24 protein-coding genes and 2 pseudogenes are annotated in these 24118 nt (G+C 42.7%); 18 read left to right on the top strand and 8 right to left on the bottom strand.

Going from position 1 to position 24118, the window contains the following annotated elements; genetic code table 11:
- Positions 1 to 260 (top strand): annotated as a pseudogene (locus WS34_RS10410) (flavodoxin); the annotation flags it as partial.
- Positions 261 to 281: 21 nt separating this feature from the next.
- Positions 282 to 983 carry a flavodoxin gene (locus WS34_RS10405; protein ID WP_046404661.1) on the top strand — a complete coding sequence of 234 codons (702 nt, stop codon included), beginning with the start codon at positions 282 to 284 and terminating at the stop codon, positions 981 to 983.
- Positions 984 to 1139: 156 nt separating this feature from the next.
- On the opposite strand, the gene nhaD is transcribed toward WS34_RS10405, so the two are convergent.
- Positions 1140 to 2558: a sodium:proton antiporter NhaD gene (gene nhaD, locus WS34_RS10400; RefSeq protein WP_046404162.1), complete on the bottom strand. Its 1419-nt coding sequence runs from the start codon at positions 2556 to 2558 to the stop codon at positions 1140 to 1142.
- Between the two features lie 135 nt (positions 2559 to 2693).
- Here nhaD and WS34_RS10395 point away from each other — a divergent pair, with 135 nt between their 5' ends.
- Both WS34_RS10395 and WS34_RS10390 read left to right on the top strand, forming a co-directional pair.
- Complete coding sequence (locus tag WS34_RS10395) at positions 2694 to 3095, top strand: DUF8440 family protein (protein WP_046404658.1); 402 nt, start codon at positions 2694 to 2696, stop codon at positions 3093 to 3095.
- 138 nt (positions 3096 to 3233) lie between these two features.
- Positions 3234 to 3761, top strand: a complete 528-nt coding sequence (locus tag WS34_RS10390) for a hypothetical protein (RefSeq protein ID WP_013610727.1) — start codon at positions 3234 to 3236, stop codon at positions 3759 to 3761.
- 67 nt (positions 3762 to 3828) lie between these two features.
- Here the strand turns inward: WS34_RS10390 and WS34_RS10385 are convergent, their stop codons facing one another.
- Entirely contained in the window at positions 3829 to 4248 is a 420-nt protein-coding gene (locus tag WS34_RS10385) for a helix-turn-helix domain-containing protein (RefSeq protein WP_013610728.1), read from the bottom strand.
- A gap of 448 nt (positions 4249 to 4696) precedes the next feature.
- Here WS34_RS10385 and trxB point away from each other — a divergent pair, with 448 nt between their 5' ends.
- On the top strand, positions 4697 to 5659 hold the full coding sequence (gene trxB, locus WS34_RS10380) for a thioredoxin-disulfide reductase (RefSeq protein ID WP_046404656.1): 963 nt from the start codon (positions 4697 to 4699) through the stop codon (positions 5657 to 5659).
- Positions 5660 to 5689: 30 nt separating this feature from the next.
- On the opposite strand, the gene WS34_RS10375 is transcribed toward trxB, so the two are convergent.
- The 3 genes from WS34_RS10375 to WS34_RS10365 are packed head-to-tail and all read right to left on the bottom strand — an operon-like array spanning position 5690 to position 7871.
- Entirely contained in the window at positions 5690 to 6706 is a 1017-nt protein-coding gene (locus tag WS34_RS10375; protein ID WP_022160055.1) for a DUF2027 domain-containing protein, read from the bottom strand.
- A 36-nt stretch (positions 6707 to 6742) separates the two neighbouring features.
- On the bottom strand, positions 6743 to 7135 hold the full coding sequence (locus tag WS34_RS10370) for a NifB/NifX family molybdenum-iron cluster-binding protein (RefSeq protein ID WP_022160054.1): 393 nt from the start codon (positions 7133 to 7135) through the stop codon (positions 6743 to 6745).
- 49 nt (positions 7136 to 7184) lie between these two features.
- Positions 7185 to 7871: a peroxiredoxin gene (locus tag WS34_RS10365; protein ID WP_046404653.1), complete on the bottom strand. Its 687-nt coding sequence runs from the start codon at positions 7869 to 7871 to the stop codon at positions 7185 to 7187.
- 136 nt (positions 7872 to 8007) lie between these two features.
- On the opposite strand from WS34_RS10365, the gene WS34_RS10360 reads away from it, so the two are divergent.
- Together WS34_RS10360 and hutU are read left to right on the top strand one after the other, a co-directional pair.
- Positions 8008 to 8850 (top strand): phospholipase A, encoded by an 843-nt coding sequence (locus tag WS34_RS10360; protein WP_046404651.1) that lies wholly within the window; start codon positions 8008 to 8010, stop codon positions 8848 to 8850.
- A 99-nt stretch (positions 8851 to 8949) separates the two neighbouring features.
- Positions 8950 to 10959 carry a urocanate hydratase gene (hutU, locus tag WS34_RS10355; protein WP_022160051.1) on the top strand — a complete coding sequence of 670 codons (2010 nt, stop codon included), beginning with the start codon at positions 8950 to 8952 and terminating at the stop codon, positions 10957 to 10959.
- 125 nt (positions 10960 to 11084) lie between these two features.
- Here the strand turns inward: hutU and WS34_RS10350 are convergent, their stop codons facing one another.
- A complete protein-coding gene (locus WS34_RS10350) occupies positions 11085 to 11858 on the bottom strand; it encodes a hypothetical protein (protein ID WP_046402799.1) in 774 nt (257 codons plus the stop codon).
- Between the two features lie 502 nt (positions 11859 to 12360).
- Between WS34_RS10350 and WS34_RS10345 the strand changes: the two genes are divergently transcribed.
- Positions 12361 to 13260: a DMT family transporter gene (locus WS34_RS10345; RefSeq protein WP_013610736.1), complete on the top strand. Its 900-nt coding sequence runs from the start codon at positions 12361 to 12363 to the stop codon at positions 13258 to 13260.
- Positions 13261 to 13499: 239 nt separating this feature from the next.
- Here WS34_RS10345 and WS34_RS10340 read toward each other — a convergent pair whose 3' ends face one another.
- A complete protein-coding gene (locus WS34_RS10340) occupies positions 13500 to 14774 on the bottom strand; it encodes a bifunctional folylpolyglutamate synthase/dihydrofolate synthase (RefSeq protein WP_013610737.1) in 1275 nt (424 codons plus the stop codon).
- A 173-nt stretch (positions 14775 to 14947) separates the two neighbouring features.
- On the opposite strand from WS34_RS10340, the gene WS34_RS10335 reads away from it, so the two are divergent.
- The 9 genes and pseudogenes from WS34_RS10335 to WS34_RS10295 all read left to right on the top strand — a co-directional run bounded on the left by WS34_RS10335 (position 14948) and on the right by WS34_RS10295 (position 23201).
- Positions 14948 to 15592, top strand: a complete 645-nt coding sequence (locus WS34_RS10335) for a redox-sensing transcriptional repressor Rex (protein ID WP_013610738.1) — start codon at positions 14948 to 14950, stop codon at positions 15590 to 15592.
- Between the two features lie 129 nt (positions 15593 to 15721).
- Positions 15722 to 17674 carry a threonine--tRNA ligase gene (gene thrS / locus WS34_RS10330; RefSeq protein WP_013610739.1) on the top strand — a complete coding sequence of 651 codons (1953 nt, stop codon included), beginning with the start codon at positions 15722 to 15724 and terminating at the stop codon, positions 17672 to 17674.
- Positions 17675 to 17711: 37 nt separating this feature from the next.
- A pseudogene (infC, locus tag WS34_RS10325) lies at positions 17712 to 18248 on the top strand (translation initiation factor IF-3); the annotation flags it as partial.
- 68 nt (positions 18249 to 18316) lie between these two features.
- Positions 18317 to 18511: a 50S ribosomal protein L35 gene (gene rpmI, locus WS34_RS10320; protein ID WP_013610741.1), complete on the top strand. Its 195-nt coding sequence runs from the start codon at positions 18317 to 18319 to the stop codon at positions 18509 to 18511.
- 89 nt (positions 18512 to 18600) lie between these two features.
- Positions 18601 to 18957, top strand: a complete 357-nt coding sequence (rplT, locus tag WS34_RS10315) for a 50S ribosomal protein L20 (protein ID WP_013610742.1) — start codon at positions 18601 to 18603, stop codon at positions 18955 to 18957.
- 161 nt (positions 18958 to 19118) lie between these two features.
- Positions 19119 to 19841: a 4-hydroxy-tetrahydrodipicolinate reductase gene (gene dapB / locus WS34_RS10310; protein WP_013610743.1), complete on the top strand. Its 723-nt coding sequence runs from the start codon at positions 19119 to 19121 to the stop codon at positions 19839 to 19841.
- Positions 19842 to 19860: 19 nt separating this feature from the next.
- Positions 19861 to 21234, top strand: a complete 1374-nt coding sequence (locus WS34_RS10305; protein WP_013610744.1) for a S26 family signal peptidase — start codon at positions 19861 to 19863, stop codon at positions 21232 to 21234.
- A gap of 263 nt (positions 21235 to 21497) precedes the next feature.
- The gene (locus WS34_RS10300; protein ID WP_013610745.1) at positions 21498 to 22832 is read left to right on the top strand and encodes a PhoH family protein; all 1335 of its coding nucleotides are present in this window, start codon (positions 21498 to 21500) and stop codon (positions 22830 to 22832) included.
- Positions 22833 to 22970: 138 nt separating this feature from the next.
- Positions 22971 to 23201, top strand: coding sequence for a hypothetical protein (locus WS34_RS10295; RefSeq protein ID WP_118104192.1), 231 nt, complete (start codon positions 22971 to 22973; stop codon positions 23199 to 23201).
- Here the strand turns inward: WS34_RS10295 and ndk are convergent.
- A complete protein-coding gene (gene ndk, locus WS34_RS10290; protein ID WP_046402801.1) occupies positions 23162 to 23623 on the bottom strand; it encodes a nucleoside-diphosphate kinase in 462 nt (153 codons plus the stop codon). The genes WS34_RS10295 and ndk overlap by 40 nt on opposite strands.
- 111 nt (positions 23624 to 23734) lie before the next feature.
- Here ndk and WS34_RS10285 point away from each other — a divergent pair.
- Positions 23735 to 24118: DJ-1 family glyoxalase III (locus WS34_RS10285; protein ID WP_046404663.1), on the top strand; the 384-nt coding region annotated here is incomplete at its 3' end.

The raw sequence follows: 24118 nt of genomic DNA, 5'->3' as shown, positions 1-24118 counted from the left end.
CGTTTCTTGAAGCGTACGACTTGAAAGACAAGGTGATTATTCCGTTCTTCACCTACGGCGCAACGACTTATCTGAATGAGTCGATGCAGAAAATTTACAAAGTAACACCTGATTCGAAGCACATTCCGGAAACTCTGCCCGAAGATCTCGACCCGGACGACATCACTACACCGGGCCGTCCGGACGATGCCGGAATCGACATGCCGGGCAATGCCGGTGGCACAGAGGCTTGGTTGCGTAGAATCGGAATGATAGAATAAACAATCATAAAATGAATAAATATGGAAAAAGGAATGATAACAGCAGGAATACTGTCAATTATAGCCTGTGCAGTGACTGCTTATGGTTGGGCGGCCGGACGTGAAAACACCTCGGAAGAGATAACGGCTACGGAAATTGTATCAGAGCGACGGATAGAATCGGCTGCAAATGCAGTCAATGGAAAATCTTTGGTCGTTTACTTTTCCGTCCCTGAAACCGATGGTGTGGACGCTTCGTCGGGAGCGAGCCGTGTCCTTTCCGACGGCGAGGTAATGGGAAACACCCAATATGTCGCAGCCATTATCAGCGAGGCCACAGGAAGCGATCTCTTCGAGATAAAGACCGTCCATACTTATCCCGGATCACATAAGGCTCTGATCGATGCCGCGAAAGTGGAAACCGACAATAAAGCCCGTCCGAAGCTGGCTACACATATCGAAAATCTGCAAGATTACGATGTGGTGTTCGTCGGATTCCCTAACTGGTGGTATGACATGCCGATGCCGCTCTATTCGTTCTTCGATGAGTACGACTTCAGCGGCAAAACTATTGTTCCGTTTTGCACGCATGGCGGCAGCCGTTTCTCGGATGCCATCAAGACCATCCGGGAAATGGAGAAAGGTGCTACTGTCCTCGATGGATATGCTATTGCCCGCGATCGTGTGGCAGGCTCCAAAGACGGCATATTGAACTGGCTGGAGAAGATCGGGGGAAAAAAATAGGAAAGGATATGATACAGTAAGGTTGTTCTTGGAGACATCAGCTATCTTTGAAGTGTCCCCCAAAAAGTTGGACATAAAACTTTTGGGGGACACTTCATACCTAATCATGAGTAAATGGTTGTTTATCGGCTATAACTTATTTCTGTCGTGTCGGAACTAAAGAATCAGGTTTTGCAAATAATAGATACCTATTCCGGCCAGAAATCCGGTTATGGCGATCCAGCTGATATGCCGCATATACCAGGTGAAACTGATTTTCTCGAGTCCCATCACTACTACTCCGGCGGCAGAGCCGATGATCAGAATACTTCCACCTGTTCCGGCACAATAAGCTAAAAGTTTCCAGAAATTCCCGTCACTGACAAAATTCAACAAATAGGCAGTTTCGGGAATACCTCCCGCTGTGGCCGGCACTGTGAGCGGATACATGCCCATGGCAGCCGCTACTAAAGGTACATTGTCGATGACAGAAGAAAGAAATCCGATAATACCTGTAATGATATAGACATTATGAATACCCGAATTCAGTAAATCGGACAAGTGGTGTAATAGGCCTATAGCTTCCAGGGCTGCGACCGCCATCAGGATACCGAAGAAAAATAAAATAGTAGAGAAATCTACTTTGGTCAGGATATCGGGAATCCGGTATTTCAGACCGGTCGAATCTGTTTTCTTCCGGTTATACAGGCAATCGGTGTAAAACCACAGAAAACCTAAGGTAAAGAGTATGCCGGCAAAAGGAGGCAGATCGGTCAGTGATTTAAAGATGGGAACCGCTAACAGACAAAGGATACCGATGATCAGGATACTTGTTTGCTCCTGTTTACCGAGGTAAAGGGAAGAAACGCCGGAAGTTGGGGAGGGGGTGGTTATGCTGTTGCTTTTCAATGAATAAGAGACCAGCCATACCGGAATTGCCAGCGAGATAACACTGGGGAGAAACAGGCCTTTCATGATGTTACCTGAAGTAATGTTATCGTTGATCCAGAGCATGATTGTGGTGACATCCCCGATCGGGGTCCAGGCTCCCCCGGCATTGGCTGCAATAATGATGATACTGCCGAAAATCCAGCGTTCGCGTTGTTCCGACAATAGCTTTTGAATCAGCATCATCATGACGATAGCCGAGGTCATGTTATCCAGTACGGACGACATAAAAAAGGTGATAAAAGCTACGAGCCATAACAGCTTCTTTTTGTTTTTTGTTTTTACAGACCGGGTGATTCCGTCGAAACCCTGGTGAACATCGATCGTCTCTACAATAGTTAAAGCGCCGATCAGATAGAATAGGATTTCGGAGATATTGCCTAAATGATCGATAATTTCCCAATTAAGAATATATTCACGTACCTGGGCAAGCGGGGAGAGATGCTCATAGGCCGGATGCTGGTGTATGAAATTTTGAAAAGCGGCCGGATCCGCCCCTACGATGATTTGCGGACCGGAAAAGATATACATGACCCATAAGAGGATCCCCAACAGAAGAGCTATTGCCGTTTTATTAATACCGGTCTGATGTTCGAGCGCGATGAAAATATATCCGATGACGAACATCACGATCATTGCTGTTAACATGTTGAAAATTTTAGCGTTTACCCTTGCTTGTACGTTTATTGTTCCGGAAGTGTTTATCCATTTTTTTTTGTAATTTTTGTCTCAGGGCAATCATCCTGTTGAAGAAATGCGTATATTTGCACAAAATTCGGGTTGATGAAACGGTTTGTTATATGTCTATTGTTTTTGTTTACAGTTGTGTGGAGTTGGAACACAACGGTGAATTATTTTGGCCCGGAGAATTTGGTTGCAGAAAAGATGACTGGCTCTGATGACAAGGTGGTTCAAAAGTTAGACGAGGTGATCAGTGCCTTGATGGAAGCGAATCATTTTACGAACCTTTCGGTACAGCCTACCCTTAGCTTTACTTCTAATATTGCCAGACGGTATCGGCCGGGTGGTTTTACTTTCGACAAATTTATGGAGTATCAGCTTGAAGAGCGGGAAATGTTGCTGAAAAATCATTTAAAAACAACTTTCTTTTTCTCGCAGGAATATGCGGCCAGGCAAAAATATGCCGGCTATTATATCTTTTCCCTGCGTAAAATCATTATTTAATTGCTTTGTTTATATACTGTCGGTTCACTGATCATTTAATCGTTGGTTCGTTTGATTGACCGGAGGATCGGTATTGTTGTGTGCGTGGATCGACAGGAAACGGACCGATGAATAAAACAATTTAAAAATGAGAAAATTATGGGAAAGTTCAAAAAACTTCAGGAAGATATAGAAAATGTTACTAATAAAGAAGTAGTAAAACAAACCCGGATTTCCGGTGTAGCGACTATTGTGTTAATTATTTCGGTGGCATGTGCCATCGGTGGTATGAGTTTTGAAGATCCGAATTCTTCTATGCCGACATTTCTGTTTACCGCTTCGGCTTTGTTGTTTCTAAGTGGAGTCATTAAATTGTTGGTCGATCGTAGTTGCTATATGTTCAAACCGACCAAAAGTAAACTGAAAACGATGACCATGTATTTCGATGTGCATGAAAGTGACAATCTACAGGATTGTATGGAAATGAAGCGGTTTGAAGATCTGAAAAAAATGAAACGGGAAAAAGATACCGGTGTGAAAGTGGAGGCAATGATTGCTGACGATCAAAAATTTGCCGCAGTACAGATTTCAGAGTATATCCCTTATTCCTATGAGGCGGTGACTCCTGTTATGTGTTATTATGGCGAAGAAGCGCGGCTGCTGGCTTCCTATCTGAAAGTATCTTAATGATAGACACCCCTCTGAAGAGAATTTCTTACTCGCCAGAGGGGTGAAGTTTATCTATGTCTTTGTATTATTTTTTCAGTTTGGGGAGTAGTGCGGAAAGGGTAGTCAGTAATTCTTGCTGCATTCTGAATAGTTTTTCCAAATCTTTGTGAAGGTTCATATACTGGTCGTCTCTGGTTTGGAACATCAGCCGGATTTCCTCTACAGCTGCTTCCACACTGTTTGGGGCCGGAGTCTTTTTAGGGGAAGTTTCATCATGGGGTGTGCTGACCATATTTTGTCCTGTCCGTATCCATTCTTCGGAAATTCCCAAATAGTTACGAAATAATTCCCACTTGATTCCATCGGGTTTCGTCTTGCCTGTCAGATAATTGGATATAGTCGAGGCGGAGAGGTTCAGATCGTGTGCGATCCGGTATTTAGAAATCTTTCTGGTTTCTAAATATTCCTGCAACCTTTCTTGTTGTTCCGGCGAAAGTTTTTCCATACGAATCTTTTTTTGATATATATTGAAAATAATTCAAGATTTGCTTGTTTTTATTGCAGAATTGTACTATTTTTGCAAAATTGAATATACACAAATATAAGAAAATATTACCGGATTTTTATCTGTTTTGATAATTGTTTGGTAAAAGTAGTTTATTGTTTAGTTTTCAATAAATTGTGGGAGTGTTTGCTGGAAGCAGAAAGAGCGGGGGCGTTGGAAAATAGGTCCGATTATAGGGTTTTGCTATCTGTTTGGAGGCTAAAAGAGGAGAGTTACTGAAATAGGGTGTGTTACAATATTGGAATATTGTTCTGCTTTATAATGTAAAATAGTGTTTAACTTTTTTTTAACCGCTTGCCAGACAGGAAAATATTGTAATCCATATTTTAAATTAATAGTTTTGTAACGCTTAGTTTGAATCTAAATAATAATGTAAATCATAAAGATTATGGCAGAAGAAAATACAATTGAAAGAATAAAATGTGTGATCATCGGTTCAGGCCCTGCCGGCTATACTGCGGCTATTTATGCTGCCCGTGCAAATTTGAAACCGGTATTATATACAGGCTTACAGATGGGTGGACAGTTGACGACAACTACCGAAGTCGAGAATTTTCCCGGTTATCCGGAAGGAGTGACAGGTCCTGTTATGATGGAAGATATGCGTAAGCAGGCAGAACGTTTCGGGACGGATATCCGTTTCGGTATCGTTACTGCCGTCGATTTTTCCGGGCATCCTCATAAACTGACGATCGACGATTGCAAGCAAATCGAAGCTGATACAGTGATCATCGCTACGGGGGCTTCGGCTAAATACCTGGGGCTTCCTACCGAAGAGAAATTCAGAGGTCTGGGAGTGAGTGCCTGTGCTACTTGCGACGGATTCTTTTACCGGGGTAAAGATGTGGCTGTCGTCGGTGGTGGTGATACTGCTTGCGAGGAGGCAACTTATCTGGCAGGTCTGTGCCGGAAAGTATATCTGATTGTCCGCAAAAACTATCTGAGAGCTTCTAAAGCTATGCAGCAACGGGTATTCAATACTGAAAACATCGAAGTGCTTTTCGAACACAATACGCTTGAACTTTACGGTTCGGATATGGGACTCGAAGGTGCACGTCTGTTGTATCGGAAAGGCGAACCGGAAGAATGTGAAAAAGACATTAAGATCGACGGATTCTTCCTGGCTATCGGTCATCATCCGAATTCCGAAGTATTCAGTAAGTATGTAAAGGTAGACGAACAAGGTTATATTATTACCGAAGGGGCTTCGACCCGTACCAATGTGCCGGGTGTGTTCGCTGCCGGAGATATCATGGATCCGGTTTATCGTCAGGGGATTGCCGCTGCAGGTTCTGGTTGCCGTGCTGCTATCGATGCCGAACGGTATATCGGTGAGTTGGAAAGTAAATAAAAATAAAACAGCCGTCTCACGACGGCTGTTTTATTTTATCGTAACCATTGTCGCTCCGTATCCATATTGTTTGAAAGAAGCATCCTGATGATGGTGGCGTTTGTATTTTGTCTGGAGTTCCCATAAAATGCGCTGCCGTAAGATACCGTCTCCTTTTCCATGAATAAAGACTATTTTTTGGCCTTTCCGTAGTTTGTATTCTTCCATGGTTTTCCGGAAAACTTCCAATTGATATTCCAGGATATCTTTATTATTCATTCCGGCCGTTGTTTCGAGTAATTCATGACAATGTAAATCTATCTCGACGATGTTACCGACAATCTGTTTTTGTGGCCGGGGAGTCGGGGCCGGTGTTGTGTCCTTTTTCTCGCGTATGGCCTGAGTGAGTTGTTTCTCATCGATTTCTTCGGTGGCAGGCAGATGTTCTTTATCCAAAGCATGGATGATGCAAATCGAATCAAACCAGCGGGTATGTTTATAAATACCGGATTTACAAAGATTGACAGTATTGATTTTTACTTCTGCTTCGATCGGAGTTCTGGGCGTCGTGGAACCTTTCTTGAAAAAGATTGCCTGGATATGAACGGCTTTTATACCGGCATCGATATCTTTTAACGAGTATGTTCCTATCGGACAAGTGCTGTCCGGATTACAATTACCGGCACTGATACCGCTATATTTTTCCCCATGGCGAAAAGCGATCGAATAGAGACAAGTTTGCTGTGTATCGTTAACCAAAAATAGTTCATAGCGGGAATCCAGCAAATTGTTGAAATTATCGGGGACAATAGCGAAATACAACGTATCGGCCGATTCCATCGTTACCCCTTTTTGTACCTGAGGATGTGCCTGGGCTGCGGAACTACTATCCGGTTTAGAAGGATTGACATCAGAGTGGATGACGACCAGGTCACTTGTCGAAGCCGGTATCTCGAACCCATAGTCGTCGACAAAGATATTGACGGTTGTATTGTCTATGATGCCGGTTACTTTACCTTCCATTTTTTCTGAAATGAACCGTACGATATCACCTATTCTTATATTCATAGCTGTATTATAAAATTAAAATGGGAAATAGCGGCATTATTTCAACACTTTGAAAGTCAGTGGCGCAGAATCGTGATGGTCCGGACAATCGTGGTGTTGACAGGCTTCTCCGGAATCGGTGAGTGCGCCTTGCAGCCAGGCATTGACTACTGCTTCGACACTGCCCGAACATCCCCGTATCACCCGGATATGGTGGTCTTCGAGCGTATGTTTGGCCCCTTCGCCCATATTGCCCGCGAGCATCAATTCAACACCTTTTTCTTCTAATACCGAGGCTATATTGGATTTACATCCACATCCTTCCGGAGAAGCCTGAATTTCTGTACAGACAATCAGTTTGTCTTCACTGATTGTGAAAATCGTATAATACTCACAATGTCCGAAATGATCGTCGACGACATTATTTCTTGTCGGAATAGCTACTTTCATAAGATTCGATTTATATGGACAAAGGTAGCTATTAATCCTCACCTTTCCCTTATTTTGCGGGGAGTTTTTTCAGACAAAAGAACCAATCGTAGCATCGGGTACCGCTGGCAGGTTTGTCCATTCGTTCGTTTGCCGCATTGAACGAGCCCGGGGTAGGAGCGATCACTTCGTCTCCAGGACGCCAGTCGGCCGGTAGGGCTACTCCATATTTGTCGATGGTTTGCAAGCCGATAAGTACCCGTTTCAGTTCGTCGAAATTTCGTCCCAGAGCCAGCGGATAATAGATAATGGCCCGGATGATTCCTTGCGGATCGATGTAAAATACGGCACGGACAGCGTTGGTCGAGCTTTCCCGGGGTTGGATCATGCCGTATAAATGGGCTACTTCCATGGTTACATCGGCAATTAACGGAAATTGAACCTCAACATTTTTCTTTCCTTTGTACTCGATCTTCTCACGGATGGTCCGCAACCAGGCAATATGACTGTATAAACCGTCGACAGAAAGTCCTATCAATTGACAATTCAGCGCTTTGAATTCTTCCGTCATAGCTCCGAAAGTGACGAATTCGGAGGTACATACCGGAGTGAAATCGGAAGGATGACTGAAAAGAATAATCCATTTGCCGTTAAAGTCCAGAGGAAAATGAATTTTTCCTTGAGTAGTGACTGCATCGAATACCGGAGCCTGATCGCCGATCCGGGGCATCGGAATAGTTTCGTCTGTAAAATCCATGATGATACTGTTTTAAGTTGTTTGTAATGCCTGAAATACGTTTTTTTCTGCCGAAAGGTTGGAAATAGTCGGATAACCTTTCTTTTGTGGTTGGCGTAAAATGTTGATAACGAAATGGTTTTTAATGAGAAGAAGCATGACTTTTAAAATTGTTGTTTTGAGTTTGGTGTTAGGTATTTGGGGATTGGATGCCCGGTCACAAAATGAAGAGCCGGACTTTTCGGGACAATCGGAAGATAGCCTGATGCAGGCTTTAGGAAATATACCGGCTTTCACTATATATAAAGATAATTATGTGGTGACCGGAACGAGTTTCACCGGTGGAAAAATTTCGAAATACAATTCGGATGCTAAATTTCAGATTAGCTTACGCCACCGGCTTTACCGCAAGTTATTGCCTTATCGGATTTATTTATTCCTGACGTACAGCCAGAAGTCTTTTTGGGATATTTACCGGAAATCGGCCCCTTTTGCGGACAATAATTATAACCCTTCTTTAGGGGTCGGACGTAATTTTATCGGGGAGGGAAGGATTAAAGGTATCGGGATGGTGCAATTTGAGCATGAATCGAACGGGCGCGACAGTATTTGGTCGAGGAGTTGGAACCGGCTGACTTTTACCGGTATTTATCTGATGAATAAAAATTATACTTTTCAGGCCAAGGTTTGGATAGCTATGCAAGTAGCTAAAGAAAACAGACATCTGACCAGATATGCCGGAATCGGACATTTGGCAGCGACTTACGCCAGTGATAACGGACGTTTGTCTTGTTCGGCCTTAATGATAAAACGGGGTGGGTGGAATTGGAATGCGAATTGGCGTTTGGAGATTGCCTATCGATTGTTCAGAGAAGATAACCAATATTTATTTATGCAATTTTGTAATGGATATGGCGAAAGTATGATCGCCTACAATCAGTTCAGGCGTTACCTACGGTTTGGATTTGTGATCAAACCCCGCTCGGTGACTATATTTTAAAGGAAAGGTGTGTGATTAATTGTGATATTTTTGGGCGTAATCGTTTGAAATTATTAAATTAGCGGGTCGAAAAGTAATAAATATTAAATATATAATGAGATGACATTACAAGAATTCCAACAATCTATCCGGGAAGGTATTCCCGCGGAATTGCCTGCACCGAAACCTTATGATCCGGAGGTAAACCATGCACCGAAACGGAAGGATATCCTGACGAAAGAGGAAAAAAAACTCGCTATCCGGAACGCCTTACGCTATTTCGAACCGCGGCATCATGCTGTTTTGGCCCGTGAATTTGCAGAAGAATTAGAAAAATATGGCCGGATTTATATGTATCGGTTCCGGCCGGATTATGAAATGTACGCTCATAATATATACGATTATCCTCATAAATGTTTGCAAGCAGCTGCTATTATGCTGATGATCAACAATAATCTGGATAAGGCTGTTGCACAACATCCCCATGAGTTGATTACTTACGGAGGAAACGGTGCGGTATTCCAAAACTGGGCACAATATCGTCTGGCTATGAAATATTTGTCAGAAATGACCGACGAACAAACTCTGGTGATGTATTCCGGTCATCCGCTGGGATTGTTTCCTTCGCATAAAGATGCTCCCCGGGTTGTGGTCACCAATGGTATGGTCATTCCGAATTATTCGAAACAGGACGATTGGGAAAGGTTTAATGCTCTTGGTGTATCCCAATACGGACAAATGACTGCCGGATCGTATATGTATATCGGGCCGCAAGGAATCGTTCATGGTACTACCATCACGGTTTTAAATGCCGGTCGTAAGATCTCCAAACATGGTGAAGGTCTGGCGGGGAAGTTGTTCGTTACCGCAGGTTTGGGAGGTATGTCGGGAGCTCAGCCTAAAGCAGGCAATATTGCCGGTTGTGTAAGTATCACTGCCGAAATCAATCCGAAAGCTACCCATACCCGTTATTCACAGGGATGGGTAGATGAGGTGATCGATGATCTGGATGTGCTGATGAAACGGGTGCGGCAGGCGAAAGCTGACAAACAGGTCGTTTCCATTGCTTACCAAGGGAATGTCGTCGATTTGTGGGAGCGGTTGGCTGAGGAAGATATCGTGGTCGAGCTGGGATCCGACCAGACTTCTTTGCATAATCCCTGGGCAGGAGGATATTATCCTGTCGGTCTTTCTTTCGAAGAGAGCAAACAAATGATGGCCGAACAACCGGAATTATTTAAAGAGAAAGTACAGGAGTCCTTACGTCGCCATGTGGCTGCTATCAATAAATGTGTCGAACGGTTCGGAACTTATTTCTTCGATTACGGGAATGCATTTTTATTAGAGTCTTCCCGTGCCGGTGCCGATATCCTGAAGCCGAACGGCGACTTCAAGTATCCTTCTTATGTTCAGGATATTATGGGACCGATGTGTTTCGATTACGGTTTCGGTCCTTTCCGTTGGGTATGTACCAGCGGTGATCCGAAGGATTTGGCGAAGACCGATGAGTTGGCTGCTAAAGTACTGGAAGAGCTGGCTGCTCAGTCTCCGAAAGAAATTCAGCAACAGATGCATGACAATATACGCTGGATCAAAGCTGCTGCCGAAAACCATTTGGTGGTAGGTTCACAGGCTCGCATCCTTTACGCAGATGCTGAAGGAAGAATAAAGATTGCAGAAGCTTTTAACAAGGCGATCGAATGGGGAGAGATCTCTGCTCCTGTTGTGCTGGGACGTGATCACCACGATGTGTCCGGAACAGATTCACCTTACCGGGAGACTTCGAATATTTACGACGGATCGAAGTTTACGGCGGATATGGCCGTACAGAATGTGATCGGTGATTCTTTCAGAGGGGCTACCTGGGTGTCTTTGCATAATGGTGGTGGTGTCGGCTGGGGAGAAGTGATCAACGGAGGTTTCGGTATGTTGCTGGATGGCTCTGCCGATGCTGACAGACGCTTGAAAAATATGCTGTTCTGGGATGTGAATAACGGTATTTCCCGCCGGAGCTGGGCTCGGAACGAAGGTGCCGTATTTGCGATCAAACGGGCTATGGAGGCGAATCCGAATCTGAAAGTGACTTTACCGAATTATGCAGACGACCAGTTGGTGGAAAGTTTATTCTGATCCGATAGAATAGTCCGATAAGTAAAGAATTCTTTTATAGTTGGACGGTGCATATGCAGTTTTTAACTGTTGGCACCGTTCATTTTTTATTCTTGATTTTCTTTGAAGGCCTTTCGGACCGGCTATCAATTGTCGAACCCGGGGCGTACGAATGTCCTGGCTTTAGGAAAATACTCGTCGGCATCGCTGCGTAATTGTTCCAATACTACCAATAGATGGGATATTTCTTTTTGATAAGCCGGACACAAAGGTTGTATTATTTTCCAGTTTTCAATCGAACGTTCCACCCCGATAAGAGCCACTTTGGCCGATCCATTATAGTCTTCTGTCGTTTTTGACTTATTGGCCGTATGGTAGTGATAACCGTATAATGCCCTTCGGATTTTGGCTTGAATCAAATCCGGATACCAGCCGACGACTTCTAAAGCCTCTTCCAGAAGTTCGTTTTTTTCTTTATCATTTATTATTTCGTAAAGCTGCTCCAGACATTTATCGGCCCAATATTCGTAAATACTGCAAATTCGGAGGAGATCCGAAGATTCGAGTTTTTGGTAAACTTGCTCTCTTGGAGTCCCTTCGTAATCCTCACCCCAAAACTCCCGGTCGATATTTTCCGAAGCATAAATGTCCTCGACATCTAATCCGCGTTCTTCAGCCAATTCATGTAATACTTCATAAGTAGATTCGAAGACTTCTTTCAGGCGTGCCCAAATACTTTCATCTTCCCGATGGCCTTCCCGTTCAAAATTGAAACCGCCTTTCTCCTCGATCTTTTTTCCCATTACAAAGCTCATACACCGCAACTGTTGTTCGCATTTTTCACACCAACGATCGCAATAATTATAAATACCAGGGATGAATCCGACATCCACAACTTTTTTAATTTTCTTTTTGGACACAATTATCTAAGATTGAGTTTTACAGACTTTTTTAGTCAAACTACCCTAATTCTTCAAAGATTCCGGACTATTTTACCAGAATACAGGGTACAAAGATAGTCTATATCAATAAAATAAAAAAAAATTTTGAAAACTTCATCAAATAATATGGTTAACCAGGCGATATCCCTCTGTATTATTCATTAAAAACTATTATTTTATAACCGTCGGAATGCTATTGATTACTATATCGCTTCTCTGATTCGGAGAATACATCCGATTCGAAGATTTGTATTTAAGGGGATTTTACTTTATTTTCGCGCCGGATTTCTGGTAAACATCCTGTTTATATATAAATGACGCTGGAGTAGGGTTTCGGTATCGCATGGGCAGGGCGGAAATGATTGTGCGTCGATTCGGGCAGGCGGTAAATCGCTTTCTTTTTTTCCGGAGAATGGACTGTCGGAGGGAAGCATATCCGACTTTGTAAAATTGAATAGTCGACAAGTTTATATTCGATACTATGTGGTTGTTACTGGCTTTTGTTTCTGCTACTTTGTTGGGATTGTACGATGTGGTGAAAAAAATTTCTTTAGAGAGGAATGCAGTTATACCGGTTCTCTTTTTGAATATTTTTTTCTGTTGTCTTCTTTTTTTACCGGTGGTCCTTTTATCTGCCTTGGCTCCTGACATGATGCGGAATACGTTGTTATTCTTACCGGCTATCGGAAGTGAAGGGCATTTTTTGTTATTTTTGAAAGCTGTGATCGTTTTGGCTTCCTGGATTTTCGCTTATTTTTCTTTGAAACATTTGCCTATTACGATTGCTTCACCGATCAAGGCTACCCAGCCTATTCTGACTTTACTGGGAGCTTTACTTGTTTTTGGAGAACGGTTGAACATTTGGCAATGGGCCGGAGTTTTAACTGCAGTAATTTCTTTGTTTTTGCTTTCCCGTTCAGGTAAGAAAGAGGGAATCCGGTTTGCGCATAATAAGTGGATTTATTTTATGATTCTTGCAGTCGTAACCGGTTCTGTGAGTGGGTTATACGATAAATATCTGATGACTTGTCTCGACCGGATGAATGTGCAGGTATGGTATAATTTTTACCAATTGGCTATAATGGGGGTTATTTTATTTACACTTTGGTATCCCGGAAGAAAAAAATCTACTCCTTTTCAATGGCGTAATACTATTCCTTTTATTTCTATTTTGTTGGTGCTGGCTGATTTTGTTTATTTCTATGCTTTAAGCTACGAAGACTCGATGATTTCTATTATTTCTTTAGTGCGCAGGAGTGGGGTGGTGGTTTCATTTATTGCCGGAGCGATCTGGTTTAAAGAGAGGAATTTGAAAGCTAAGTTTATAGACCTGCTTTTGGTTTTAGCCGGTATGTATCTGATTTATTTAGGAACTCGTTGATGGGCGGGAAAGTCAGTCTTTTCTAAGGAAGGAGAAATATTAAGGTAGACGGGCGGTAACTCCTGATACTGATTTTGGAATCTAGCCCGAAGGCTCCGGTCAGCATACAGAAAAAACGGCTAATCCGGATTGAAAAGCTGCCGGTCTGTTCAAAAAATTTTTGGAGCGACATCAGCGGTTTTACAAGCCCGGAGAAGTCGCTCCGAAGTACTTTGAAGATCGGCTCTTTATCGAAGAGGTTAGATAACTTCGGCAACGACAAATGTACTGCCACCGATGTAAATCATATCTTCGGAGGAGGCAGCTTGCCGGGCTGCTTCGTAAGCTGCTGCGACAGTGGGATAATATTCGCCTTGCAGGCCTGCTTGTCTTGCTTTTTGAGCAAGCTGTTGCTCCGGCATAGCCCGGGGAATGGAAGCTTTGCAGAAATAATACACCGCATCCTGAGGAAGGATATGTAATACGCTGTCGATGTCTTTGTCACTAACCATACCGATGACAAAATGAAGCTTTCGATACCGGCACTGTTTTAATTGTTGGGTGATCTCTGTCAGGCCATCGATATTGTGACCCGTGTCGCAAATGGTCAATGGCTGGTTGGAAAGGGTTTGCCAGCGTCCGAATAAACCGGTATTCGTCACTACCCGTTCGATACCTTGCCGGACTTGCTGGTCGCTGATCTTTAAGCCTGCTTGTTGTAAAACGGGTATAGTCTCCAGTACCGTAGGAATATTTTTTCGTTGATAGAGTCCTTTCAATTCACTGGTTAAATGATCGAAATGCCAACCGTTTTTCCGTGTCAGCTGGAAACTTCCGTCGATGTTAATCGTTGTCGTCCAGTTGTCACTTGCAAATTCGATCGGAGTTTCACAGGTTTGAGCTTTTTGCTCGAAAACAAAATCGTAGGTTTTGTCGCGCGTACCGATGACAACCGGAATACCGGGTTTTATGATTCCTGCTTTTTCGCTTGCAATTTTTTCGAGGGTGTTCCCCAGGAGTGCCATATGATCGAAGGAAATATTTGTAATAACAGAGGCTAAAGGAGTGATAATGTTCGTGGAATCGAGGCGTCCACCCAGTCCGACTTCGATCACTGCAATATCCACCTGGCTATCGGCGAAATACTTGAAAGCCATAGCTACCGTCATTTCGAAGAAAGACGGTTTTACCCGGGAGAATAAATCGGCGTGATGCCGGACAAAATCGATGACATATTGTTCACTGACCATTTCTCCGTTGATTTTAATCCTTTCCCGGAAATCTTTTAAATGAGGGGAAGTATACAGGCCGGTTTTATATCCGGCTTGCTGTAATATAGAAGCCAGCATGTGGGATACCGATCCTTTGCCGTTCGTACCTGCCACATGAATCGTTTTGAAGTTTTTATGGGGATGTCTGAAATATTCATCCAATTGTAAAGTGTTGTCCAGGTTTGCTTTGTACGCAGCCTGACCTTCCCTTTGGTACATCGGGAGCTGGGCAAACAACCAATTTAAAGTTTCCTGATAATTCATGATTTGTTTTTTCAAAATTTCAAATGTTATTCCCGGACTTTTCATTTTTAGGTGAAGGTCTGAGAACAAGATGCAAAAGTACTAAACAAATGAAATTGCTTGTTGAAAATCCGGGATTTATTCTCTTTGCTGTGAAAAAAAAATTAATTTTGCAGGTTATAAATAGATTATTTATGAAAGCTGATATAAATGTACCTATACCTGTCTTGAGACGTATGCCTTCTTATCTTTCTTTTGTAAAGACTTTACAAAAGCAGGGAGAGAAGTACGTGTCTTCTACCCGGATAGCTGAATATATGGAAATCGATTCGACTCAGGTGACGAAGGATCTTTCCCATACCGGTATTTCGGGTAAAACACGGGTTGGATACGAGGTGGACAGTTTTGTGCGGATTCTGGAAGATTTTTTGGGTTTTAGCCGGGTGGACGGAGCATTTTTGGTCGGAGCCGGTTCGTTGGGGAGCGCTTTGCTGCAAGATAAAGGATTGTCTGCTTTCGGGTTACAGATAGAGGCTGCCTTCGATACGGATAAAACGAAGATCGGTACAAAAGTCAATGATATCGAAATATTTCATATCGATCAATTCCGTGCTATGGCTGCCGAACGGAAAGTGGTGATCGGTATTATTACCGTCCCCGCCGAACATGCACAGAATGTAGCCGACTTGATGGTCGCCTGGGGAATTAAAGCCATCTGGAATTTTACTCCTGCCCGCATAAAGGTCCCTACGCATATTGTCGTGCAAAATACCACCATCTATATGAACCTCGCTATCTTGTTCAATAAATTGTACAACGATAAGGGGGAAAAAAAGTAAAAGGTTAAAAGCTAAAGCCTATCGTCTTTAACTTTTTACTTTTACCTTTTTACCTTTTACTTTTTTTCTTATCTTTGCACCTTATTAAAAATAAGCTGCGTACGTAGCGTAGTAATAAAATAAACGACTATGATAAAAATTAAATTTCCGGATGGAAATGTAAAAGAATTTGAGTCAGGTGTGACCGGCTTGGATATTGCCCGGGGAATTAGTTCCAAACTGGCTAAGGAAGTGTTGTCCATATCTGTGAATGGGGAAATTTGGGATTTGACACGTCCTATTACAGCAGATGCTGAAATTAAATTATTTACCTGGGATGATCAGGAAGGAAAACATGCTTTCTGGCATTCTTCGGCCCACTTGATGGCAGAAGCCCTGCAACAATTATACCCGAATACCAAATTCGGTATCGGACCGGCTATCGAAAACGGATTTTACTATGATATCGATCCGGGAGAAGGGGTCGTTTTGACCGACAAAGATCTGGAAACCATCGAGAAGAAAATGCTTGAATTGGCGCGCCAGAAAGAAGAGTATTGCCGTATCAATGTGAGCAAGCAAGAAGCACTGGAGCATTTCAACAGTATCAACGAAACTTATAAAGTGGAGTTAATCAACGATTTGGAAGACGGTAAGATTACTTATTATCGTCAGGGCTCCTTTACCGATCTTTGCCGTGGTCCGCACTTACCGGATACTTCTTATATTAAGGCTATAAAACTGACCGGTTTAGCCGGTGCTTACTGGAGAGGGAACGAGCATAATAAAATGTTGACCCGTATCTACGGTATCACTTTCCCGAAACAGAAAATGCTGGACGAATGGCTGGTATTGATGGAAGAGGCAAAGCAACGGGATCACCGGAAGATCGGTAAAGAAATGGAATTGTTTACTTTTTCCCAAGCTGTGGGTGCCGGTTTACCGATGTGGTTGCCGAAAGGAGCTATGTTGCGCGACCGTTTGGAGGGATTTTTGCGGAAAGTACAGAAGAAATACGGTTACCAGCAAGTCATTACCCCACATATCGGGAATGTGAATCTGTATAAGACTTCCGGACATTACCAGAAATACGGAAAAGATAGTTTTCAGGTGATTACGACTCCTCAGGAAGGTGAAGAGTTTATGTTGAAACCGATGAACTGTCCTCACCATTGCGAGATTTATAAATTCAAGCCCCGTTCTTATAAAGATCTGCCACTGCGTTTTGCTGAATTCGGTACGGTGTATCGTTACGAGCAGAGCGGAGAGTTGCATGGTTTGACCCGGGTACGTGGATTTACGCAGGACGATGCTCACTTATTCTGTACGCCCGATCAGTTGAAAGAAGAGTTTAAAAAAGTAATCGATATTATTTTTACTATCTTTAAGGCGCTGGATTTCAAAGATTTTACTGCTCAGGTATCTTTACGTGATCCGAAGAATACAGAGAAGTATATCGGTACGGATGAGAACTGGGAAAAAGCGGAACGTGCCATCATCGAAGCGGCTGAAGAAAAAGGCCTGAAGACGACTGTCGAATTGGGCGAAGCTGCTTTCTACGGACCGAAGCTCGACTTTATGGTGAAAGATGCGATTGGACGGAAATGGCAATTGGGTACCATTCAGGTCGATTATAATCTGCCGGAACGTTTTGATCTGGAATATACCGGAGCTGATAACCTGAAACACCGGCCGGTGATGATCCATCGGGCACCTTTCGGAAGTATGGAGCGCTTTGTGGCTGTATTGATCGAGCATACCGGAGGAAAATTCCCCTTGTGGTTAGCGCCGGATCAGGTAGTTGTGATGCCGATCAGCGAAAAATTCAATGATTATGCCCAAAAACTTTCGGATTTGTTAAATAATTCCGATATTCGCACCGTTTTAGATGACCGGAATGAAAAAATAGGACGTAAAATCCGGGATAACGAATTGAAAAAAATTCCGTATCTATTGATTGTCGGAGAAAATGAGATGAACAACAACACCGTTTCTGTTCGTCGGCAGGGACAAGGGGATATGGGAACGATGTCTGTCGAAGACTTTATTTCGAAGATAAATGAAGAAGTAAATAGTCAGTTACAGACCATTTATAGTTATTGATAAACTAACTTAAGGAGGATTTAATATAGCAACAAGAATGGAATTCAGAGGCTCAAGAAATCAGGTTAATAAAGAACCTCAGCACAGAATTAATGAGTCAATCCGGGCTGCTCAAGTAAGAGTCGTCGGGGAAAATATCGAACCGGGCGTATACCCTTTACGTGAAGCTTTGGCGATGGCAGAAGCTGCCGGTATGGATTTGGTGGAGATCTCTCCGAACGCCGAGCCACCGGTGTGCCGGATTATTGATTACAGTAAATTCCTGTACCAACTGAAGAAAAAACAGAAGGAAATCAAAGCGAAAAGCGTGAAGGTCGTCGTTAAGGAGATTCGTTTCGGACCCCAGACCGATGATCATGATTTCAATTTTAAATTGAAACATGCGAAGGAATTTTTGCAGGAAGGTGCGAAGGTGAGGGCCTATGTATTCTTTAAGGGACGTTCGATTTTGTTTAAAGACCAGGGGGCCGATTTGTTGTCACGTTTCATCGCTGAACTGGAAGAATACGGAAAAGTGGAAGCTGCTCCGAAACTGGAAGGAAAGAAGATGATCGTGGTGTTGGCTCCGAAGAAATAATGCTCAGGATAGCGGTGAAAGCCGGATAGTTATATTTTTCTGAAACACAATTAAATTACGAGAAGATGCCAAAGATGAAGACAGTGAGTAGCGCGAAGAAGAGATTTACTCTTACCGCTACGGGGAAGATTAAAAGAAAACATGCTTTCAAAAGTCATATTTTGACGAAGAAAACAACAAAACAGAAACGTAATCTTACGCATGTTACTACAGTTGACGGACATAACCTGAAAGCTGTACGGAAGATGCTTGTTATGTAAGAATTACTAAGAAATTATTTTATTAACCGGAATGTTATGCCGTAAGTTTCTCCATAGAGTGAACGCTGACATTCGAAAAAAAGAAAATTATGCCAAGAGCTAAAAATGCCGTTGCTGCAAGAGCACGTAGAAAAAAGGTTTTAAAACAAACCAAAGGAAACTTTGGTGCCAGAAAAAATGTTTGGACGGTTGCCAAAAACACATATGAAAAAGGTTTGACATATGCGTTCCGTGACAGACGTAAAAAGAAATCAGAATTTAGAGCATTGTGGATTCAGAGAATTAATGCAGCTGTCCGTCTGGAAGGCCTGTCTTATTCTAAATTTATGGGTCTGATTCATAAAGCTGATGTAGACATGAACCGTAAAGTTCTGGCCGACCTGGCTATGAATCATCCGGAAGCTTTCAAAGCTGTAGTTGCAAAAGCAAAAGAATTTGCGAAGTAATGATAAACGAATATCCTGAGGGAAGGCTGCTGTGAAGCAGCCTTTTTCTGTTTATAGATTTTATAAGACAACTGTAACTTACTTGAAAAATAAATGTTAACTTTGACCCTATAAAGTCTTTTTGCTTTATCATGGGGTTTATAAATTTTAGAAACAAATATATGCGTATAGCTTTGTTGGGATATGGTAAGATGGGAAAAATGATCGAACGGATTGCCATAGAACGCGGACATGAGATTGTATTGATAGTAGACGAGAATAACCGGGCGGCTTGTACGGATGAACAACTGAAGCAGGCTGACGTCGCTATTGAATTTACGATGCCTGCTGTTGCCGTTGAAAATTATAAATGGTGTTTCGATAACGGCGTTCCGGTGGTTTCCGGGACAACCGGTTGGCTGGAAAGATGGGATGAGGTGGTGGCTTGTTGCCGGGAACAACAAGGTGGATTTTTCTATGCCTCGAATTTCAGTATCGGGGTGAATATTTTCTTTCAGCTCAATAAATACCTGGCTAAGATGATGAACGGATTTAACGACTATAAGGTATTTATCGAAGAAACGCATCATATACATAAACTGGATGCCCCTAGCGGTACAGCGATTACAATCGCCGAAGGAATTTTAGGTAACCACGACGGTTATCGTTCCTGGCAATTGAACGAAGGGAGACAAATGCCGGCAGATGTATTGCCTGTAACGGCCAGGCGTATCGGTGAAGTGCCCGGGATTCATGCTGTAACTTATAAATCGGAGGTCGACGAAATAGAAATCCGGCATTCGGCTGTATCACGTGAAGGTTTTGCCCGGGGAGCTGTGCTGGCTGCTGAATTTCTGAAAGGGAAAAACGGTGTGTTGGGAATGGAAGATATGTTGAAATTTTAATGGGGAAAATAATTATCATATGAAAAATATTTTGACGAATAAATGGTTTAAATTCAGCCTTGTCCTGATTATCTACCTGTTGTGGGCTTATTGGGTTGGGAGCTGGTGGTTGTTGATCCTGGTGCCGGTGATTTTCGATATCTACATCACAAAGAAAGTACATTGGGCGTTTTGGAAAAAGAAAGGCGTAGAGAAACAAACCAAAACGGTTGAATGGATCGATGCTTTGATTTTTGCGGTCGTGGCAGCTACCTTGATCCGTATGTTCTTTTTTGAAGCCTATACGATTCCGACTTCCTCTATGGAGAAGAGTATGTTGGTGGGTGATTACCTGTTTGTCAGCAAAGTAGCCTACGGACCTAAGTTGCCTAATACCCCTTTAGCCGTTCCTTTCACACACCATACGCTGCCTTTTACCCAAAAGACAAAAGCTTATTCGGAAGCCATTCAATGGCCCTACAAACGGATTGCGGGGACGACTGAAATCAAACGAAACGATATTATCGTATTTAATTTTCCGGCCGGAGATACCTTGATCGTAGGATCTGAAAATCCCGATTATTATAGCCAGATTCGTACGAATGCCCGGATTTTTCAGGCACAGGATCCCGGATTATCCCGGGAACAGGCCGAGAAGCTGGTGAGAGAAAAAATGTGGGAACGATTTGAGATCACTACCCGCCCTGTCGATAAGCGGGAGAATTATATCAAACGGGGCGTCGGAATGCCCGGGGATATTCTGGAGTTGAAAGACGCTCAGTTGTATGTCAATGGAAAAATGTCCGATAATCCTGAAAACCTGCAGTACAGGTATGAGGTGAGAACCAATGGTACCCCCTTGAATCGGATGAAACTTCAGGATATCGGATTGTCGCTGGAAGATATCGGTATTCCTTCTACAGTGAACTATTTCCCGTTGACCTTGGAAATGGTGGAGAAATTGAAAAAATTCCCCAATGTGGTCGAAATTAACCGAACCAAAGAGGTGAGCCCTAATCCGGATATTTTTCCTTTCGATACCTTGAATTATCCTTGGAATGTAGATAATTTCGGACCTTTGTATGTGCCTAAAAAAGGAGATAAAGTGGAGTTGAATATGAAGACCTTGCCTTTGTATGCAAGGATCATCGGTACTTATGAAGAAAACGATTTACAGGTAAAAGATTCTGTTATTTATATCAACGGTGAGGTAGCGGATAGTTATACCTTTAAGATGAATTATTACTGGATGATGGGAGATAACCGGCATAGTTCGGCAGATTCCCGCTACTGGGGATTCGTGCCGGAAGATCACGTAGTCGGAAAAGCTTATTTCATTTGGTTATCCTTGGATAAAGATAAATCATTTTTCGACAAGATCCGGTGGAAGCGGATGTTCCGGTTTATTCATTGACGGAAAGAAAATGAATGAAACAGTAACAATCGATCAAACTTTTTTGCGCATATGAAATTAGAATTTATCGATTGTTACTGTTTTTTGTTGTCACAGTTGCAATGGGAAAAATTGATTCTTTTTCAAAAAGAAAATAGGCAGGAAAAAGAATGTAAAGTTAATTAAGATGAATTCTGATAAAAGGAATCGTAAAAAATCAGATTGAAAGGATATTTATGTATTTTTATTCGTATCTTACCATAAATTTCTAAATTCATACAACAATGACTGCAAACGAAAAAAAGACATTTGTGTTGGATACGAACGTTATTCTGCACGATTACCGTTCTATTTATAATTTTACCAATAATGATATCGTCATCCCCATAGTAGTTTTGGAAGAACTGGATAAATTCAAGAAAGGGAATGACCTGATCAATTTTCATGCCCGTGAATTTGCCCGTGAGTTGGATAAAATTTCCGAAAAGGATTTTTTTGATAAAGGGGCAGCTTTAGGGAAAGGACGGGGAAGACTATTTATTCAGCCGGGAGTGAAATTTTCTCAAAAAATGAAGGATTCCTTCAGTGATGATACTCCGGATCACCGTATACTCGCTGTAACAGAGTATATCAGTGAAAAAATGAAGGGACAAAAGGTGATTCTGGTGACTAAAGATATGAATCTGAGGATGAAAGCCCGTTCGTTGGGATTGCAGGCCGAAGATTATAAAACGGATCAGGTGGAGGATCTGGATTTTGCAATCAACCGTAGTGTCCGGGAAATCGAAGGGATAGATACAGAAGTGATCAACAGGATTTATGAAAATGCAAATGGGGTAGAGGTGGAACAAGTGTTTCCGAAGCAAGAGCTCAAAGGCAATAATTATTACGTTTTGAAGAATGGGAATGCTTCGGTTCTGGCTTGTTATGATCCGGTAAGAAGAGTGATCCGGAAAGTGGAAAAACCGAATGTGTTCGGTATTTATCCCAAAAATGCAGAGCAGGCTTTTGCGGTAGATGCTTTATTGAATCCTAACATACAATTGGTGGCGATCAGTGGAAAGGCAGGTACCGGAAAAACTTTATTGGCCCTGGCTTCGGCTTTACAGCAGAATAAACAGTATGAATTTATTTATTTAGCCCGTCCGATCGTCGCTTTATCGAGTAAAGACCTGGGCTTTCTCCCCGGTGATGTCAACGAAAAGGTAGATCCGTATATGCAGCCTTTATATGATAATCTGGGTTTTATCAAGCGGCGGTTTAATATCCATGGGGCTGAAAATCGCCTGATCGAAGAGATGCAGAAGGAACAGAAACTGATGATTTCTGCTTTGGCTTATATTCGGGGACGGAGTTTGTCGGATGTTTATTTTATTGTCGATGAGGCTCAGAATCTTACTCCCCATGAAGTAAAAACGATTATTACCCGGGCAGGCGAAGGTACGAAAATGGTATTTACCGGAGATATCGATCAGATCGATTCACCTTATCTGGATAAGAAGTCGAACGGACTGTCGCATTTGTTCGATAAAATGCAGGGACAGGATATTTTTGCCCATGTACATCTGGAAAAGGGAGAACGTAGCAAACTGGCAGACCTGGCGAGCGATCTTTTATAGGAAATAAAGAGCTGGAGCTTTGTTTCGTCGGTTTATCCCTGAACGGGAGGTTTAAATTGTGACTAGGAGAACTGCTTCTTCCGTATAGAAAAATTCGATGAAAATTGCTATCTTTGTCCTCAACTAATGAGAATAAAGATGAGCAAGAAAATGCAGTTTGACCGGGAAGATTATCTGAAAGCGAACCGAAAGCTATCCCGGGAAGAAGAGATCAAAACACACGGACGTCCGGTTCGGATCGGAGGAGTCCACAAATCGAAAAAGGTCTACGACCGCAAGCGGAGTAAGGCAGAGATGAAAAAGGCTCTGCCTTATTTTTTACTTGTTATTCAACTGGCGATTTCTGCTTCAGGGATAGGAAGACGGTAAGGTTCCGGTACAATTTCCCTTTCGCTGAAGAAAAAATGAATTTCTTTGAGGGCATTTTCGTCGCTGTCCGAGCCATGAATGGCATTCCGGGTTTTACTTTGTCCGAAAGTTTTCCGGATGCTGCCGATAGGGGCAGTCTGTGGATCTGTGTTTCCGATCAGGGTCCTGAATTCAGCAATGGCATTTTCTTTTTCAAGTACCATCACGACCACCGGACCGGAGGTCATAAAAAGGGACAGGTTCCTGAAAAAGGGACGCTGACTGTGTACCGCATAAAATTTGTTGGTGTCGGAGGTTGTAAGGCGAAGCATTTTTTGGGCAATGATCCGAAATCCGGCTTTCTCGATTAAGGTAATGATCTGTCCCGTGTAATGACAAGCTACAGCATCGGGTTTGATCATCGCAAAAGTACGTTTTTCCATATTGACTTTTTTTATTTATACGTGTGTGAGAAGAGGATAGGTTGAGATGGTCGGTAAGTAATTTTTTTGTAAATTTGAAAAGCCTATTAGTATATATAAAATAATCAGCTTATGAATGTATCCTATCTTTTTTTAGCTCCGGGTTTCGAGGAAATGGAAGCTATTGCTGTTGTCGATGTACTTCGTAGAGGAGGAGTAGATGTACGGACAGTATCTGTCGGGGGAGGCAAGGAAGTAACCAGCGCCCATCAGGTTACTCTCCGTGCAGATTTGTCATTGGAACAAATCCGACCGGAAGAGGCTGAATGCCTGATTTTCCCCGGAGGGATGCCGGGAGCCCAGAACCTTAGCGAATGTGAAAAATTGATGACGATCCTGCAACATCATTACGATCAGGGACGAATGGTTGCAGCTATTTGTGCCGCACCTGCTTTGGTATTGAGCCATTTGAAAACAAACAGAAAACTCCGGGTAACCTGCTATCCTGGATTCGAA

The sequence above is a fragment of the Odoribacter sp. N15.MGS-14 genome, assembly GCF_000980245.1.
GTDB lineage: Bacteria > Bacteroidota > Bacteroidia > Bacteroidales > Marinifilaceae > Odoribacter > Odoribacter splanchnicus.
The sequence above is the reverse complement of the archived record's forward strand: the minus strand, read 5'-3'. Positions and strand labels throughout refer to the sequence as shown.

What these genes read in the sequence shown, in the direction of transcription:
- WS34_RS10405 (WP_046404661.1), top strand. Translation starts at nt 282, where the DNA reads ATGGAAAAAGGAATGATAACAGCAGGAATACTGTCAATTATAGCCTGT.
- nhaD (WP_046404162.1), bottom strand. Translation starts at nt 2,558, where the DNA reads ATGTTAACAGCAATGATCGTGATGTTCGTCATCGGATATATTTTCATC.
- WS34_RS10395 (WP_046404658.1), top strand. Translation starts at nt 2,694, where the DNA reads ATGAAACGGTTTGTTATATGTCTATTGTTTTTGTTTACAGTTGTGTGG.
- WS34_RS10390 (WP_013610727.1), top strand. Translation starts at nt 3,234, where the DNA reads ATGGGAAAGTTCAAAAAACTTCAGGAAGATATAGAAAATGTTACTAAT.
- WS34_RS10385 (WP_013610728.1), bottom strand. Translation starts at nt 4,248, where the DNA reads ATGGAAAAACTTTCGCCGGAACAACAAGAAAGGTTGCAGGAATATTTA.
- trxB (WP_046404656.1), top strand. Translation starts at nt 4,697, where the DNA reads ATGGCAGAAGAAAATACAATTGAAAGAATAAAATGTGTGATCATCGGT.
- WS34_RS10375 (WP_022160055.1), bottom strand. Translation starts at nt 6,706, where the DNA reads ATGAATATAAGAATAGGTGATATCGTACGGTTCATTTCAGAAAAAATG.
- WS34_RS10370 (WP_022160054.1), bottom strand. Translation starts at nt 7,135, where the DNA reads ATGAAAGTAGCTATTCCGACAAGAAATAATGTCGTCGACGATCATTTC.
- WS34_RS10365 (WP_046404653.1), bottom strand. Translation starts at nt 7,871, where the DNA reads ATGGATTTTACAGACGAAACTATTCCGATGCCCCGGATCGGCGATCAG.
- WS34_RS10360 (WP_046404651.1), top strand. Translation starts at nt 8,008, where the DNA reads ATGACTTTTAAAATTGTTGTTTTGAGTTTGGTGTTAGGTATTTGGGGA.
- hutU (WP_022160051.1), top strand. Translation starts at nt 8,950, where the DNA reads ATGACATTACAAGAATTCCAACAATCTATCCGGGAAGGTATTCCCGCG.
- WS34_RS10345 (WP_013610736.1), top strand. Translation starts at nt 12,361, where the DNA reads ATGTGGTTGTTACTGGCTTTTGTTTCTGCTACTTTGTTGGGATTGTAC.
- WS34_RS10340 (WP_013610737.1), bottom strand. Translation starts at nt 14,774, where the DNA reads ATGAATTATCAGGAAACTTTAAATTGGTTGTTTGCCCAGCTCCCGATG.
- WS34_RS10335 (WP_013610738.1), top strand. Translation starts at nt 14,948, where the DNA reads ATGAAAGCTGATATAAATGTACCTATACCTGTCTTGAGACGTATGCCT.
- thrS (WP_013610739.1), top strand. Translation starts at nt 15,722, where the DNA reads ATGATAAAAATTAAATTTCCGGATGGAAATGTAAAAGAATTTGAGTCA.
- rpmI (WP_013610741.1), top strand. Translation starts at nt 18,317, where the DNA reads ATGCCAAAGATGAAGACAGTGAGTAGCGCGAAGAAGAGATTTACTCTT.
- rplT (WP_013610742.1), top strand. Translation starts at nt 18,601, where the DNA reads ATGCCAAGAGCTAAAAATGCCGTTGCTGCAAGAGCACGTAGAAAAAAG.
- dapB (WP_013610743.1), top strand. Translation starts at nt 19,119, where the DNA reads ATGCGTATAGCTTTGTTGGGATATGGTAAGATGGGAAAAATGATCGAA.
- WS34_RS10305 (WP_013610744.1), top strand. Translation starts at nt 19,861, where the DNA reads ATGAAAAATATTTTGACGAATAAATGGTTTAAATTCAGCCTTGTCCTG.
- WS34_RS10300 (WP_013610745.1), top strand. Translation starts at nt 21,498, where the DNA reads ATGACTGCAAACGAAAAAAAGACATTTGTGTTGGATACGAACGTTATT.
- WS34_RS10295 (WP_118104192.1), top strand. Translation starts at nt 22,971, where the DNA reads ATGAGCAAGAAAATGCAGTTTGACCGGGAAGATTATCTGAAAGCGAAC.
- ndk (WP_046402801.1), bottom strand. Translation starts at nt 23,623, where the DNA reads ATGGAAAAACGTACTTTTGCGATGATCAAACCCGATGCTGTAGCTTGT.